This window comes from Pseudomonas nitroreducens (genome assembly GCF_024170165.1).
In the GTDB taxonomy this organism is placed as follows: Bacteria; Pseudomonadota; Gammaproteobacteria; order Pseudomonadales; family Pseudomonadaceae; genus Pseudomonas; species Pseudomonas nitroreducens_C.
On the sequence record NZ_JALJXP010000004.1, the window covers coordinates 232,658 to 248,925 of the forward strand.

Annotated in this window: 14 protein-coding genes; all 14 read left to right on the top strand. The window is 66.9% G+C overall.

Annotated elements, in window-relative coordinates:
- The first annotated feature begins 19 nt into the window (after positions 1-19).
- The 14 genes from urtB to J2T47_RS10500 all read left to right on the top strand — a co-directional run bounded on the left by urtB (position 20) and on the right by J2T47_RS10500 (position 16,214).
- Positions 20-1,606, top strand: a complete 1,587-nt coding sequence (gene urtB, locus J2T47_RS10435) for an urea ABC transporter permease subunit UrtB (protein WP_253445673.1) — start codon at positions 20-22, stop codon at positions 1,604-1,606.
- Complete coding sequence (gene urtC / locus J2T47_RS10440; protein WP_253445676.1) at positions 1,603-2,682, top strand: urea ABC transporter permease subunit UrtC; 1,080 nt, start codon at positions 1,603-1,605, stop codon at positions 2,680-2,682. Before urtB ends, urtC begins: the two co-directional genes overlap by 4 nt.
- Complete coding sequence (urtD, locus tag J2T47_RS10445) at positions 2,679-3,533, top strand: urea ABC transporter ATP-binding protein UrtD (RefSeq protein WP_253445678.1); 855 nt, start codon at positions 2,679-2,681, stop codon at positions 3,531-3,533. Before urtC ends, urtD begins: the two co-directional genes overlap by 4 nt.
- A gap of 108 nt (positions 3,534-3,641) precedes the next feature.
- Positions 3,642-4,340, top strand: a complete 699-nt coding sequence (urtE, locus tag J2T47_RS10450) for an urea ABC transporter ATP-binding subunit UrtE (protein ID WP_253445681.1) — start codon at positions 3,642-3,644, stop codon at positions 4,338-4,340.
- A 76-nt stretch (positions 4,341-4,416) separates the two neighbouring features.
- Positions 4,417-4,869 (top strand): GNAT family N-acetyltransferase, encoded by a 453-nt coding sequence (locus J2T47_RS10455; RefSeq protein ID WP_253445683.1) that lies wholly within the window; start codon positions 4,417-4,419, stop codon positions 4,867-4,869.
- Positions 4,870-5,080: 211 nt separating this feature from the next.
- Positions 5,081-5,914 carry an urease accessory protein UreD gene (locus J2T47_RS10460; protein WP_253445685.1) on the top strand — a complete coding sequence of 278 codons (834 nt, stop codon included), beginning with the start codon at positions 5,081-5,083 and terminating at the stop codon, positions 5,912-5,914.
- A 1-nt stretch (position 5,915) separates the two neighbouring features.
- A complete protein-coding gene (locus J2T47_RS10465) occupies positions 5,916-6,218 on the top strand; it encodes an urease subunit gamma (protein ID WP_253445687.1) in 303 nt (100 codons plus the stop codon).
- A gap of 83 nt (positions 6,219-6,301) precedes the next feature.
- Positions 6,302-6,808: a GNAT family N-acetyltransferase gene (locus J2T47_RS10470; RefSeq protein ID WP_253445689.1), complete on the top strand. Its 507-nt coding sequence runs from the start codon at positions 6,302-6,304 to the stop codon at positions 6,806-6,808.
- Complete coding sequence (locus J2T47_RS10475) at positions 6,805-7,110, top strand: urease subunit beta (protein WP_253445691.1); 306 nt, start codon at positions 6,805-6,807, stop codon at positions 7,108-7,110. The genes J2T47_RS10470 and J2T47_RS10475 overlap by 4 nt, the downstream gene beginning before the upstream one ends.
- Positions 7,111-7,142: 32 nt before the next feature.
- Positions 7,143-8,843 carry an urease subunit alpha gene (ureC, locus tag J2T47_RS10480; protein ID WP_253445693.1) on the top strand — a complete coding sequence of 567 codons (1,701 nt, stop codon included), beginning with the start codon at positions 7,143-7,145 and terminating at the stop codon, positions 8,841-8,843.
- A 157-nt stretch (positions 8,844-9,000) separates the two neighbouring features.
- Positions 9,001-9,327: a hypothetical protein gene (locus J2T47_RS10485; protein WP_253445695.1), complete on the top strand. Its 327-nt coding sequence runs from the start codon at positions 9,001-9,003 to the stop codon at positions 9,325-9,327.
- Between the two features lie 348 nt (positions 9,328-9,675).
- A complete protein-coding gene (locus J2T47_RS10490) occupies positions 9,676-12,426 on the top strand; it encodes an autotransporter outer membrane beta-barrel domain-containing protein (protein ID WP_253445697.1) in 2,751 nt (916 codons plus the stop codon).
- Positions 12,427-13,455: 1,029 nt separating this feature from the next.
- Positions 13,456-14,058 (top strand): biliverdin-producing heme oxygenase, encoded by a 603-nt coding sequence (locus tag J2T47_RS10495; protein ID WP_253445699.1) that lies wholly within the window; start codon positions 13,456-13,458, stop codon positions 14,056-14,058.
- Entirely contained in the window at positions 14,055-16,214 is a 2,160-nt protein-coding gene (locus tag J2T47_RS10500) for a GAF domain-containing protein (protein ID WP_253445701.1), read from the top strand. Before J2T47_RS10495 ends, J2T47_RS10500 begins: the two co-directional genes overlap by 4 nt.
- Positions 16,215-16,268 lie beyond the last annotated feature (54 nt).

The following is a 16,268-nucleotide window of genomic DNA, read 5'->3' on the forward strand; positions in this document are numbered from 1 at the left end:
CCTCTCAGGGAAAACCGCCATGCCCACTGCCTTGCTCCCCCTGCTCCGCCTCTGCGCCCTCGCGCTGGCCATGCTGCTGCCGCAGCTCGCCTTCGCCGGCCCCGCGCAGGATTTCGCCAGCGCCGACAACGACGCCCGCGCCAAACTGCTCGAACAATGGGCCGCGGCACCCGACGCCGACCGCCTGCCATTACTGGAAGCCATCCAGTCCGGGCGCCTCGCCGTCGATGCGCAGAACCGCGCTTTCCTCCTCGCTGACGACGGCCAGTACCACCCTGCCGACGGCGGCGCTGCAGCGGTGGGCGAGCCCGACAAGCTGCGCCTGAACAACCGCCTGCGCGGCCTGGTGAACACCGCCATGGCCAGCCACCAACTGGTCGCCGACAGCGCCGAGGTGCGCCTGGAGGCCGCCCGTCAGTTGCAGAAGAGCGCCCGCCCGGCGCAACGCACGCTGCTCGAATACCGTCTCAACGAAGAATCAGACGACGACGTCAAAGCCGCCCTGCAACTGGCCCTGGCCAACCTGCAGCTGGCCGACCCGGCTCCTGCCGTACGCCTCTCCGCCGTGCGCCTGCTGGGCGAATCCGGTGACCCGCAAGCGCGCACCCGCCTGGAAAACCTCCTCGACCCCGCCGTCGAACCCGACGACTCGGTGCGCACCGCCGCCGCCACCAGCCTCGGCCAGGTGAAGCGCCGGCTGCTGGTCGGCGACCTGTTCGGCCAGGCCTTCAGCGGCCTGTCGCTGGGCTCGATCCTGCTGCTCGCCGCCCTCGGCCTGGCGATCACCTACGGCCTGCTCGGGGTGATCAACATGGCCCACGGCGAGATGCTGATGCTCGGCGCCTACTCCACCTATGTGGTGCAGCTGCTCTGCCAACGTTATGCGCCCGGCGTGCTGGAGCTGTACCCGCTGCTCGCCCTGCCGGTGGCATTCCTGGTCACCGCGTGCATCGGCATGGCGCTGGAGCGCACGGTGATCCGCCACCTCTACGGCCGCCCGCTGGAAACCCTGCTCGCCACCTGGGGCATCAGCCTGGTGCTGATCCAACTGGTGCGCGTGCTGTTCGGCGCACAGAACGTCGAGGTGGCCAACCCGGCCTGGCTGTCCGGCGGCATCCAGGTGCTGCCCAACCTCGTGCTGCCGTGGAACCGCATCGTCATCATCGGCTTCGCGCTATTCGTGCTGGCGCTCACCTGGCTGCTGCTCAACCGCACGCGGCTGGGCCTGAACGTCCGCGCCGTCACCCAGAACCGCAACATGGCCGCCTGCTGCGGCGTGCCCACCGGCCGCGTGGACATGCTCGCCTTCGGCCTCGGCTCGGGCATCGCCGGCCTGGGTGGCGTGGCGCTGTCGCAGGTCGGCAACGTCGGTCCGGACCTGGGCCAGAGCTACATCATCGACTCCTTCCTGGTGGTGGTGCTCGGCGGCGTCGGCCAGCTCGCCGGCAGCGTGTTCGCCGCCTTCGGCCTGGGCGTGGCGAACAAGATCCTCGAACCGCAGATCGGCGCGGTGCTGGGCAAGATCCTGATCCTCGCGCTGATCATCCTGTTCATCCAGAAACGTCCGCAGGGGCTCTTCGCTCTGAAAGGGAGGGTCATCGATTGAACCAGCCACTCACCGTGACGGCCGCGCAGAAGGCCGGCCCCAAATTCACCGCCGGCCTCGTCGGCGCCACGCTCATTGCGCTGCTGGTCCTGCCACTGCTGCACCTGTTGCCGGAGACCCACGCGCTGCACCTCTCCGCCTACGGCCTGACGCTCACCGGCAAGATCCTCTGCTACGCCATCGTCGCGTTGGCGCTGGACCTGGTGTGGGGCTACGCCGGCCTGCTGTCGCTGGGCCACGGGCTGTTCTTCGCCCTGGGCGGCTACGCCATGGGCATGTACCTGATGCGCGAGGCAGCCGGCGACCAGCTGCCAGCCTTCATGACCTTCCTCTCCTGGACCGAGCTGCCCTGGTACTGGGCCGGCACCCAGCACTTCCTCTGGGCGCTGTGCCTGGTGGTGCTGGCGCCCGGCCTGCTGGCGCTGGTGTTCGGCTTCTTCGCCTTCCGCTCGCGGATCAAGGGCGTGTACTTCTCGATCATGACCCAGGCGCTGACCTTCGCCGGCATGCTGCTGTTCTTCCGCAACGAGACGGGCTTCGGCGGCAACAACGGCTTCACCAACTTCCGCAGCATCCTCGGCTTTTCGATCACCGCGCCGGGTACCCGTGCGGCGCTGTTCATCGCCATCGTCCTGCTGCTCGCGGCGAGCCTGGCGATCGGCTTCGCCCTGGCGCGCAGCAAGTTCGGCCGGGTGCTCACCGCCCTGCGCGACGCCGAGAACCGCCTGATGTTCTGCGGCTACGACCCGCGCGGCTACAAGCTCTTCGTCTGGACCCTGAGCGCCGTGCTCTGCGGCCTGGCGGGCGCTCTGTTCGTGCCGCTGGTGGGCATCATCAACCCCAGCGAGATGTCACCGACCAACTCCATCGAGGCTGCCGTCTGGGTTGCCCTCGGCGGGCGCGGCACGCTGATCGGCCCGCTGCTCGGCGCAGGCGTGGTGAACGGCGCGAAGAGCTGGTTCACCGTGGCCTTCCCCGAGTACTGGCTGTTCTTCCTCGGCGCACTGTTCATCGTCGTCACCCTGTACCTGCCGCGCGGCATCCTCGGCCTGATCAAGCGGGAGAAAGAACAATGAGAGCGGTCCCCCACCTGATGCTGGAACCGGCCTACGATCCCAACCGCGACCCGGGCGCCAGCCGCGATGCCATCGGCATCGGTGCGAGCGCCAGCGGCCAGCTGGACGTGCGCCACGGCACCCTCCTCACCCTGGAAGACATCAACGTCAGCTTCGACGGCTTCCGTGCCCTGCGCGACCTCACGCTGTACATCGGCGTCGGCGAACTGCGCTGCATCATCGGCCCCAACGGCGCCGGCAAGACCACGCTGATGGACGTGATCACCGGCAAGACCCGCCCGGACAACGGCAAGGCCTTCTTCGGCGAAACCCTCGACCTCACCCGCATGAGCGAGGTGGAGATCGCCCAGGCCGGCATCGGCCGCAAGTTCCAGAAGCCCACGGTGTTCGAGGCGCTCTCGGTATTCGAGAACCTGGAGCTGGCGCAGAAGACCGACAAGTCGGTGTGGGCCAGCCTGCGGGCGAAGCTCTCCGGCGAGCAGAAGGACCGCATCGAGGAGGTGCTCACCACCATCCGCCTGCGCGAGTCGCGCAACCGTCCCGCCGGGCTGCTGTCCCACGGGCAGAAGCAGTTCCTCGAAATCGGCATGCTGCTGGTGCAGGAACCGCAACTGTTGCTGCTGGACGAACCGGTGGCAGGCATGACCGACGCCGAGACCGAGTTCACCGCCGAGCTGTTCAAGTCCCTCGCCGGCCAGCACTCGCTGATGGTGGTGGAGCACGACATGGGCTTCGTCGGCAGCATCGCCGACCACGTCAGCGTGCTGCACCAGGGGCACGTGCTGGCCGAAGGTTCGCTGGAGGACGTACAGGCGAACGAGCAGGTGATCGAGGTTTACCTGGGTCGTTAGAACGATGGCGGATGAAGCGTCCCGCTTCATTCGCCCTACCCCAGAACCAACCGTAGGGCGCATAACGCGCAGCGTTATCCGCCGCAGCCCATTTCCAAGGAACACGCCATGCTGCAAGTCGACAAACTGCACCAGTACTACGGCGGCAGCCACATCCTGCGCGGCCTGTCCTTCGACGCGAAAATCGGCGAGGTCACCTGCCTGCTCGGGCGCAACGGCGTGGGCAAGACCACCCTGCTGCGCTGCCTGATGGGCCTGGTGCCTGCCAAGGACGGCAAGGTCAGCTGGGAGGGCAAGCCGATCACCGGTTTCAAGCCGCACCAGCGCGTGCATGCCGGGATCGCCTACGTGCCCCAGGGGCGGGAAATCTTTCCGCGCCTGACGGTGGAGGAAAACCTGCTGATGGGCCTGTCGCGGTTCAGCACCGGCGAAGCCAAGGCCGTGCCGGAGTTCATCTACGAGCTGTTCCCGGTGCTGCGGGAGATGAAGCAGCGTCGCGGCGGCGACCTCTCCGGCGGCCAGCAGCAACAGCTCGCCATCGGCCGCGCGCTGGCAAGCCGGCCACGCCTGCTGATCCTCGACGAGCCCACCGAAGGCATCCAGCCCTCGGTGATCAAGGAGATCGGCGCGGTGATCCGCAAGCTCGCCGAGCGTGGCGACATGGCCATTCTGCTGGTGGAACAGTTCTACGATTTCGCCGCCGAACTGGCCGACCGGTACCTGGTGATGTCCCGTGGCGAGATCGTCCAGCAGGGCCGTGGCGCGGACATGGAGAGCGACGGCGTGCGCGGGCTGGTGGCGATCTGAGACGACCTGTCACTGGCGGATGACGGCGGCGGGTGGCAAGCTGCCAGGCCCCGTACTCGTTTTTCTGGAGCCTGCCATGCCGATCACCCTGCGCCCCGCCGTCAACGACGACGCCGGATTCGCCGCGGTCTGCGTGGCGGCGGCCTACGCCCAGTGGATTCCCAAGCTCGGCCGCAAGCCGGGGCCGATGCTGGACGACTACCACGCGGTGATCGCCGAGGACCGCGTGCTGATCGCCGAACAGGACGGTGTACCGGTGGGCCTGCTGGTGATGCGCGAGACTGACGAGGGCTTCCTGCTCGACAACATCGCTGTGCTGCCCGAATGCGCTGGCCAGGGCGTCGGCCGCGTGCTGCTGGTGCAGGCCGAGGAAGCTGCCGTGCAGCTGGGCTACCAATCGCTGTACCTCTATACCAACGAGCGCATGGTGGAAAACATCGAGCTGTACGCGAAGAACGGCTACCAGGAATACGCGCGCCGGCTGGAGAACGGTTTCCGCCGCGTGTACATGCGCAAGCAGCTGGGCTGAGGCCCGGCTCCTGCGCACCATTCAAGTGCGCACGCACCGCCAACGCACCGCAATTGCGCCCATACCTGACCGATCAGACAATCCCCCTCCCCTCCGCTGAACCCGCACCAATGCTGTCTTGCAGCGCTACCGGCGGGCACCACGCACTATCCTGGCGCATCCCGGCACGCTGCTTGCTCTGTCCTGAGCATCCCTGGTTTCGCAGCTGCCCATGAACGCACCGGCCACCCTCTTCCATCCCGCCTGGCACGCCGAGCTGGAGCTGGCCTACGCCCTGGTCGGCGACAGCACGCGGCCGGTCACCCGCCGCCACCTCGGGCCGTTGCGCGTGCAGAAACACCTGTACGCGGAAGGGCCGCAGGTCTGCCAGCACATCATCGTGCACCCGCCCGGCGGCATCGCCGGTGGCGATACGCTGACCCTCGATATCCACGCCGGCCACGGCAGCTGGGCGCAGCTGACCAGCCCCGGTGCCGCCAAGTGGTACCGCGCCGGCTGCCCGGCAAGGCAGCAGCTGGACATCCGCGTAGGCCCCGGCGCCACGCTGGAATGGCTGCCGCAGGAAACCATCGTCTACTCCGGCGCCCGGACCGAGCTGGCCACCTGTATCGACCTCGAAGCGGACGCCCGGCTGTTCTACTGGGACATCGTCGCCCTCGGCCGCCCGGCCAGCGGCGAGCGCTTCGACGACGGCCACTTCGCCGCCGCCCTGGACATCCGCCGCGACGGCCAGCGCCTGTGGCACGAGCGCCAGCGTGTGGTCGGCAACGACCGCCTGCTCGACTCGCCCATAGGCCTCGCCGGCCACCCGGTGATGGCGACGCTGATCGCCAGCGGGCAGATCGACGCGGCGCTGATCGAAGCCTGCCGCGCCATCCCCTGCCAGGGACGCGGCAATCTCACTCAACTGCCCGGCCTTGTCGTCGCCCGCTGCCTCGCCCATGAGGCGCTGCACGCCCGCGCCTGGCTCATCGAACTCTGGCGCCGGCTGCGGCCGGCGCTGCTCGGCCGCGCGGCCGTTCCCCCCCGAATCTGGAGCACCTGAGATGGACCTGACCCCTCGCGAGAAGGACAAGCTGCTGATCTTCACCGCCGGCCTGGTCGCCGAGCGCCGCCTCGCCCGGGGTGTAAGACTCAACTACCCGGAGGCCGTGGCGCTGATCTCCGCCGCCCTGCTCGAAGGCGCGCGGGATGGCCAGACGGTCGCCGACCTGATGCACTACGGCACGACGCTGCTGACCCGTGATCAGGTGATGGATGGCGTGCCGGAAATGATCCCGGAGATCCAGGTGGAAGCCACCTTCCCGGACGGCACCAAGCTGGTCACCGTGCACCAGCCCATCGCCTGACCGCGCACGCCCAACCTGCGGCGCAAAGACAATGGCGGATGAAGCGTTCCGCTTCATCCGCCCTACGAAACTGAGGAACCGCCATGCTCATCCGCAACGCCAGCCAAGCCGACCTCGGCAGTCTGCGCGACATCTACAACGACGCCGTCGCCCATACCACTGCCATCTGGAACACCGATATCGTCGATCTGGAGAACCGCCGCTCCTGGCTCGACCAGCGCACCGGGCAGGGCTTTCCGGTGCTGGTGGCGGAGGATGACGGCGAGGTGCTGGGCTACGCCAGCTACGGCCCGTGGAGGGCCTTCGCCGGCTATCGCGAGACCGTGGAGCATTCGGTCTACGTGCGCGCCGACCAGCGCGGCAAGGGCCTCGGCCCGCTGCTGATGCAGGCGCTGATCGAGCGCGCGCGCAGCCAGGGCCTGCACGTGATGGTTGCGGCCATCGAGAGCGGCAACGCGGCGTCGATCCGCCTGCACGAGCGCCTGGGCTTCGCCATCACCGGGCAGATGCCACAGGTGGGCCAGAAATTCGGCCGCTGGCTCGACCTGACCTTCATGCAACTGATCCTCGACCCAAGGAGCTCCCCATGATCCCTGGCGAATACGACATCCAGCCCGGCGAGATCGAACTCAATGCCGGCCGCCGCACGCTCGCGCTGAGGGTGGCCAACAGTGGCGACCGGCCGATCCAGGTCGGTTCGCACTACCACTTCTTCGAAACCAACGACGCGCTGCTGTTCGATCGCGACGCGACGCGCGGCATGCGCCTGAATATCCCTGCCGGAACGGCAGTGCGCTTCGAACCTGGGCAGAGCCGCGAGGTGGAGCTGGTGGAGCTGGCGGGAGAGCGGAAGGTATACGGGTTTGCCGGACGGGTGATGGGCAGCCTCTGAGCGCCCGCAGGAAAACAGCCAAGGAGCGCTGGATGAAGATCAGCAGACAAGCCTACGCCGACATGTTCGGCCCCACCGTCGGCGACCGCGTGCGTCTGGCCGATACCGATCTGTGGATCGAGGTGGAGCAGGATTTCACCGTCTACGGCGAGGAAGTGAAGTTCGGCGGCGGCAAGGTCATCCGCGACGGCATGGGCCAGAGCCAGCTGTGCGCCGCGCAGGTCGTCGACACAGTGATCACCAACGCGCTGATCCTCGACCACTGGGGCATCGTCAAGGCCGACGTGGGCCTCAAGCACGGACGCATCGCCGCCATCGGCAAGGCCGGCAACCCGGACATCCAGCCCGGCGTGACCATCGCCCTGGGCGCCAGCACCGAAGTGATCGCCGGCGAGGGCATGATCCTCACCGCCGGCGGCATCGACACGCACATCCACTTCATCTGCCCGCAGCAGATCGAAGAGGCGCTGATGAGCGGAGTCACCACCATGATCGGTGGCGGCACCGGGCCGGCCACCGGCACCAATGCCACCACCTGTACCTCCGGCCCCTGGCACATGGCGCGCATGCTCCAGGCCGCCGATGCCTTCCCGATGAACATCGGCTTCACCGGCAAGGGCAACGCCAGCCTGCCGCTACCGCTGGAAGAACAGGTACGCGCCGGTGCCATCGGCCTGAAGCTGCACGAGGACTGGGGAACCACGCCGGCAGCCATCGACAATTGCCTGACCGTGGCCGACCGCCTCGACGTGCAGGTAGCGATTCATACCGACACCCTCAACGAGTCCGGCTTCGTCGAAACCACCCTGGCCGCGTTCAAGGGTCGCACCATCCACACCTACCATACCGAGGGTGCCGGCGGCGGCCACGCGCCGGACATCATCAAGGCCTGCGGCTTCGCCAACGTGCTGCCCAGCTCGACCAACCCGACCCGGCCCTTCACCCGCAACACCATCGACGAGCACCTGGACATGCTCATGGTCTGCCATCACCTGGACCCGAGCATCGCCGAGGACGTGGCCTTCGCCGAATCGCGCATCCGCCGCGAGACCATTGCCGCCGAGGACATCCTCCACGACCTCGGCGCCTTCAGCATGATCAGCTCCGACAGCCAGGCCATGGGCCGCGTCGGCGAGGTGATCACGCGCACCTGGCAGACCGCCGACAAGATGAAGAAGCAGCGCGGGGCACTGGACGGCGACGGCGCGCGCAACGACAACTTCCGCGCGAAACGCTATATCGCCAAGTACACCATCAACCCGGCGATCACCCATGGCGTGGCCCATGAAGTGGGCAGCATCGAAGCGGGCAAGCTGGCCGACCTGGTGCTCTGGCGCCCGGCCTTCTTCGGCGTGAAACCGAGCCTGATCCTCAAGGGCGGGGCCATCGCCGCGAGCCTGATGGGCGACGCCAACGCGTCGATCCCGACGCCGCAGCCGGTGCACTACCGGCCGATGTTCGCCAGCTTTGGCGGCAGCCGCCATGCCACCTGCCTGACCTTCCTCAGCCAGGCTGCGTTCGATCTGGGCGTGCACCACGAACTGGGGCTGCACAAGGCCATCGGCGTGGTGAAGGGCTGCCGCAGCGTGCAGAAGACCGACCTGATCCACAACGCCTACCTGCCGCACATCGAGGTGGATGCGCAGAACTACCAGGTGCGCGCGGACGGCCAGTTGCTGTGGTGCGAACCAGCCGACGTGCTGCCGATGGCGCAGCGCTACTTCCTGTTCTGAGCACGGTCTTCGCTGGCCAGCGAGCGACCAGGGCCAGCCGGAAAGCTGTCGGTTTTGTTACAGGTACCGCCTTTGCCCCTTTTGTCATGGCCCATTGATGGCTACCCTGCGCTCCCCCTGGGAAAGAGTCCCGGGGGTTGCATCTCAGGAGAGTCACGTGAAGTTTTCCCGTATCGCCGCCACCCTGCTGGCCACCGCCATCCTCGCCGGCTGCACCGGCACCCCGATGAAGACCCAGACCTACAGCCCCGAGCAGTACACCGTGATCGGTCACGGCGAAGGCAAGGCCACCGGCCTGATGCTGCTGGGCTTCATCCCGATCCAGCAGAACGACCGCTTCGTCCGTGCGCAGAATGCCGCGGTCAAATCCAAGGGCGGCGACGCGCTGATCAACACCCAGGTGCAGGAAAAGTGGTTCTGGGCCTGGGTCCTGAACGGCTACACCACCACCGTTTCCGGTGACGTGGTCAAGCTGAACAAGTAAGGCCCGCCCTGCTTCGCCGGACCGGTGCGCAATGCCCGGCCCGGCTTCCACCCCTTGCGTTGGATCAAGCTTTTTCCGATCCCCCTCCCCGCCGCCCGCCGATTGAGATTCGTCTTATTCGGCTACCTGAACGCGCGCTGAACAATGTCCCCACTGACCCGCCGCAGCCCTTATCGGCCGCGGGTCTGGCGTGGCACACCGGCTCGCGGCCACGCCTCCCCCAAGCAACTTCCAGCGAAAGCAGGAGAGCGATCCGGAACGCTCCGGTCTCCCGCCAGGACAGGCTCACACAGGCGCTGGAAACCCGCCCCGCATCGCCACACGGCGAGCGGTGCAAGGAGGTTTGCAATGCGCTTCACCAAGACCCTACTGGCCTCGCACATCGCCCTGGCCAGCACCCTGCTGCTGCATGGCAGCGGAGTTCAGGCCGGCAGTTGCACGGCCGATGGCAATGTCCTGAAATGCGATACCTCGCTGTACTGGTACTTCGGCGACACCTCGACCTTCGACCGCGTGGAAATCAAGACCACCGAGGCCCAGTCCTTCACGCCGACCGGCTTCGGCATCTACGGCAACAGCTCGACCTATACCCTCAAGGACCTGTACATCAGCACCACCACCTCGAAGTCGGACGCGATCCAGGCCAACGGCGGAACCAACACCCTCACCATCGACAAGCTGCAGATCAAGACCACCGGCAGCTCCGCCGACGGCATCAACGTCACCGAGAATTCGCGCAATTCCAGCGTGGTGGTCGGCAATGACGCGATCATCGAAACCGCGGGCATGGGGGTGCGCGCCAACACCTCGATCCACGGCGGCAAGAACACCATCACCCTGGGTACCGGCGCGAAGATCAGCACCACCGGCATGGGCGCGAACGCGTCCGACGGCAACGGTTACGCGGTCTATGCCGGCAACCGCAGCACCAACAGCGACAAGTTCAACGGCGATGCCGAAGTCACCCTCGGCGATGGCAGCGAGATCAGCACCAAGGGGCTGTTCGCCCACGCCGTGTTCGCCAACCGCGGCGGGGTGATCAACCTGGGCAGCACCCACATCACCGCCGGTTCCACCAATGCCAGCACCTACGGCATTCACGCCAGCACACTGGCCGACCAGACCGGGGATCGCGGCGGCACCGTGAACCTCAACGGCGACACCAGCGTGCGTGTCAACGATGGCAACGCAGCCATTTATGCCCTGGGCAAGGACTCGGTGATCCGCAGCAGCGATGCCCATGTCTTCGACCTGAACAGCAGCCTCGCCGATGGCTCCCAGGGCAAGAAGGGCGTCCGCCTGCTGGCCGAGAACGAAGGCCGTATCGACCTGAAGATGGCCGCCGGCTCCTACTTCGTCGGCACCACCCAGTCGGTGACCGCCGACAGCAAGAAGACCGACGGGCAGATCGACCTGGCGCTGGACGGCAGCAGCCGCTGGGTGATGACCGGCAACTCCAGCCTGAGCGACCTCGCCCTGACCGACGGCGCGCAACTGCTCTATGACCGGCATGACGAGCACGGCGACTACAGCTACAAGACGCTGACCGTGACTGGCGACTTCACCGGTGGCGGGCATCTGCTGATGAACACCTACCTCGAAGGCGACGAGTCGGAAACCGACAGACTCGCCATTGCCGGCAATACCTCGGGCGAAACCCGCGTGACCGTCGACAACACCGGCGGACCCGGCGCCGAAACCCTGGAAGGCATCCAGATGATCACCGTCGGCGGCACCTCGGCCGGGGAGTTCAAGTCCGACCGCGTCACCGAGGGCGGCTACGAATACGTACTGCGCCGCGGCGGCAGCTTCGTCGGATCCAACGGCGCGGCCAGCGACTGGTACCTGACCTCCTACAAGCCGACCGAGCCGGAGCCGGAAGATCCCGGTCCGGAAGACCCGGGTCCCGTCGATCCCGGCCCCGTCGATCCGGGCCCGGAAGATCCCGGTCCTGTCGATCCCGGCCCTGAAGACCCGGGCCCCGTCGATCCGGGTCCGGAAGATCCCGGTCCCGTCGATCCCGGCCCCGAAGATCCGGGCCCTGTCGATCCGGGTCCTGAAGAGCCCGGTCCGATCGATCCGGGCCCGACCGACCCGACACCGGAGCAACCCGCTCCCGGCGACAAGGACCGCGTGCGCCAGCCCGAAGGCGGCAGCTACACCGCCAACCTTGCGGCAGCCAACACGATGTTCCTGCACCGCCTGCATGACCGCACCGGCAACCTGACCTATGTCGACCCGGACACCGGCAAGCAGGTCACCTCGATGCTCTGGATGCGCAACGTCGACGGCTCCAGCCGCTGGGAGGACAGCACCGGGCAGCTGAAGACCGAGTCCAACCGCTACGTGCTGCAACTGGGCAGCGACCTGTACCGCCAGCAGACCGACAACGGCGACTGGGTTCTCGGCGTGATGGCCGGCTACGCCAACGGCAACTCCACGACCCGGTCGCGCATCACCGGCTACCGCTCGCGCGGCGAGATCGACGGCTACAGCCTCGGTGTCTATGGCACCTGGTACGAGAACAAGGACGACGAGAATGGCGCCTATGTCGACAGCTGGATCCTGTGGAACGAGTTCGACGCCCAAGTGCGCGGCGAGCAACTGGCCAAGGAAAAATACGACGCCAAGGGCGTGACCGCCTCCATCGAGGCCGGCAAGACCTTCACCGTGGCGAAGACCGAAAGCGCCAGTTACTACGTACAGCCACAGGCACAGGTGGTCTACATGGGCGTGAAGGCCGACACCCACCGCGAGGCCAATGGCACCAAGGTCACCGGCCAGGGCGACGGCAACATCATGACCCGACTTGGTGCCCGCGCCGCCGTGCGCAGCAACAAGGCAGGCGGCTTCGCCAACACCTACGGCGTGGAGCCCTACGTGGAAACCAACTGGATCCACAACACCGACGACTTCGGCGCGAAGATGGGCAGCACCAGGTTCGAAATGGACGGCGCCAGCGACATCTTCGAAGTCAAACTCGGCGCCACCAGCAAGGTGAACAGCCGGGTCAACGTCTGGGGTGAAGTGGGCAAGCAGTTCGGCGACAACGGCTACCGCGACCAGGCGGTGACGCTGGGGCTGAAGGTCAACTTCTGACCCCTCCGCGAACCGGGCCGCCGCACACTCGTGCGGCGGCTTTTTCCTGCGGATGATTTGTAGGAGCGGACTTTGTCCGCGATGCTTTTGCTTGGGGTTCTATGTTTAAGCGCCGCGCCGGTGTACGCGCGAGCTTTGTGTTTCGCCCCCTCGGGCGACCTCCTTTGGCAAACGTCCCAAAGGAGGCAAAGGTCTCGCCCCTACATCCGGCTTTTCGCTTCGCGAAAAGTACCCTCGGTTCCTCGAAGTTTCAGGGGGCCGCCGCGAAGGGCCATCCATGGCCAGTCGCGGCTTGCGCGGCATCCATGCCGCTCTCCCCCTGAAACTCCGATCACCTTCGGCCTCCTGAAAGGGGCACTCCGGCGCGTGCGGGTATTTCTCTGGAAATCTTCAAAAGAAAGTGCAGGAGCCAAGAGCTGTTCGCGAGCAAGGACTAGGCGTCCCCCTCGGTCCTACGAAGAGCCTCATATTCCACCCTCACCTTTGGCTTTGGCTTTGGCTTTGGCTTTGGCTTTGGCTTTTAAAGGCTTCCAGAGAAACATCCGCACGCGCCGACAGCCCCGTTCAGGAGGCCTCGTTGAAGCGGAGTTTCAGGGGTTGAGCGACATGGATGTCGCGAGAGCTGCGATGGGCCAGGGATGGCCCTTCGCAGCGTGCCCCTGAAACTTCGATTCAACGAGGGAATTTTTCGCCTAAGCGAAAAACCGGATGTCCGGGGCAAGCCTTCTTGGTTACTTCTTCGGCGTTTGGAAGAAGTGACTCGCCCGAGGGGGCGAAACACAGAGTCCGCGCGCACGCCGAAGCGACGCAGAAATACCCAAGCCAACGCAGCAATACAGAACCAACATCGGAGCGAAGAACGGCGCCGGCCCTCCCGGCGAATCGCGGGCATGGCCCGCTCCTACAGGGAAACTCCTGCCCCTCCAAAACCCTGACATTTCGATCAACTTTCCCCCATCGCCCCGGTCGGGCGGGCCAAGCTGCTATGCTCTGCAGCTCAAAGAAAAAGGGGCACCCGCGATGACGGCGATGACTTCGCAACCGAACGAACGCCCGGGCATCTCGCCCGCGCTGGCCGCGTTGCGCGCCTCCACCCATGAGCTGCATGCCGACCTCGACAGTCGCTCCCCGCTCACTGCCGCACTGACCCAAGCCGACTACCTCGACCACGCCGCCCGCGTGCTGGGCTGGATGCGCCCGCTGGAACAAGCCCTCTGGCCGCTCTGGCCGGACCGCGAAGATGCACAGCTGCGCCGCGACAAGAGCCAATGGCTGGAAGCCGACCTGCTGGCCGGCCAGGGCCCCGATACCCTCCCCGACTGCCCTTTCGCTCCCGCGCCGAATTGCCTCGCCGAAGCCTTCGGCATCGCCTACGTCGCCGAGGGCGCGACCCTGGGCGGGCGAGTGCTCTACAAGCGCCTCAAGGCCTCCCTCGATCCGCTGCCGCTGCGCTGGCTGCAAGGCTACGGAGAACACACGGGCGAGCGCTGGAGCAGCTTCCAGCGCCTGCTGGCCGAGCATGTCACCTCGGACGAGGACATCGCCCGCGCCCAGGAAGCCGCCGTGCAGGCCTTCGCCTCGTTCCGCGACTGGGTGCTCGACGACGCCCCGAGCCGGGCGGTCCCGGCATGAGTGAGCAGACGGTCACCCTCGCCAACTGCGAGGACGAACCCATCCATGTGCCGGGCGCGATCCAGCCCCACGGCGCGCTGATCGCCCTCGACGAACAGGGCCGCGTGCTCGGCTTCAGCGAAAACCTGAGCGCCCTGCTGGGCATCGCCCCGACGCTGGGCGAGCCGCTGGCGGAGATCGACGTCGGCCCCGGCGTACTGGCGATGCTCGCCGAAGGGCTGGGTGAGGACGGCCCCTGGGTCAACAGCGTCGAAACGCGGATCAACCGGCGCTTCTTCGACGTGATCGGCCACAGCCATGACGGCGTGCGCTACCTGGAGTTCGAGCGGCGCGCCGCCGGCACCGCCTCCTTCACCACCTTCGCCCTCAACGCCCAGCGCCTGGTCAGCCAGCTGCAGCTGCGCAATGACGTCGAAAGCCTGCTGGTCAGCGTCACCGAGGAAGTGCGGCGGATGACCGGCTACGACCGCGTCATGGCCTACCGCTTCAACGAGGACGACTCCGGCGAGGTGGTCGCCGAGTCCCGCCGCGAGGACCTGGAAAGCTACCTCGGCCAGCGTTACCCGGCCTCGGACATTCCCGCCCAGGCGCGGCGTCTGTACCTGCAGAATCCGGTGCGCCTGATCGGCGATGCGGCCTACCAGCCGGTGGCCGTGCGCCCCACGCTGAACCCGGGCAGCGGCAAGCCGTTCGACCTGAGTTTCAGCACCCTGCGCAGCGTCTCGCCGATCCACTGCGAATACCTCGCCAACATGGGCGTGCGTGCATCGATGAGCATTTCCATCGTGGTCGGCGGGCGCCTGTGGGGATTGTTCTCCTGCCACCACATGAGCCCCAAGGTGGTGCCTTACCCGATCCGCATGTCCTTCCAGGTGTTTTCCCAGGTGTGCAGCGCCATGGTCGAACGCCTGGAGCAGAGCCGCGTCAGCGAACTCCTGCGCCAGGCCTCGGAACGCCAGCAGGCGCTGCTGCGCCGCACCCGCGACTCCGACGACCTGCTCAGTGCGCTGTCGCGCCCCGATACGAACGTTGCCGACCTGCTGCCGTGCGACGGCGCGGTGGTGATGCTCGGCGGGCGAGCCAGCAGCATCGGCGGCGACTTCGAGGATCTGGCGGTGGCCATCGTCGCCCAGTTGCAGCAGGACGAGGATCTGGACCTGTTCCACAGCGACCACCGCCTGGAGCTGCCCGACGGCCAGCACGATCCGCGCTACTGCGGCGTCATGGCGATCCGTTTCCATCGCCAGGAGTCGGGCTGGATCGTCTGGCTGCGCCTGGAGCAGGTGCACCGTATCCGCTGGGGTGGCAAGCCGGAGAAGATCGTCAAGACCGGCCCCTCCGGAGCGCGCCTGACCCCACGTGGCTCCTTCGAAGCCTGGGAGGAAGTGGTGCGCGGGCGCTCCATGCCCTGGACCGGCATCGACCTCTCCATCGCCGAGAAGCTGCGTACCGAACTGGTGGAGCTGTGCCTGAACCGCGCCGGCGAGATCGACCGCATGCGCCAGCGCCTGATCGCCGTGCTCGGCCACGACCTGCGCAACCCGCTGCAATCGATCTCCATGGCGGCGGCGATGCTCTCCTCCAGCGATGTGCGCAACGCCGAACTGCGCCAGCACATCACCTACTCCAGCAGCCGCATGGAACGCCTGATCAGCCAGATCCTGGAGATGAGCCGGCTGCAGAGCGGTGCGGGGATGACGGTGAAGCCGGTGGCCGCCGACCTGTCGCGACTGGTGCGCGACATCGTCCAGGAAACCGACGTGGCCTATCCGGGCCTTGCCATCGAGACCGCCGTCGAGGAAGGCGTGCAGGCCCAGGTCGACCCGGACCGTTACCTGCAGGTGATCGCCAACCTGCTCAGCAACGCCCGCCACCATGGCCGCCCCGGACGCCCGGTGCTGGTGGAGTTGCGCCGCCACGGCGAGCTCGCGCGGCTGAGCATCCTCAATGAAGCCGAAGCGCTGGACGAGGCGCGCCTCGCCAACCTGTTCGAGCCGTTCAAGCAGGACGCCCCCGGCCACGGCCGCAACAAGAGCGGGCTGGGCATAGGCCTGTACATCTCCCAGGCGATCGTCAGCGCCCATGGCGGCCGCATCGAGGTGGAGCAGGCCGACGGCATCATCACCTTCAGCGTGCTGGTGCCGCTCACCTCCTGACTGCTTTTAGTAGGAGCGAGGGGGACGCCCAGTCATTGCTCGCGAACCCGACCC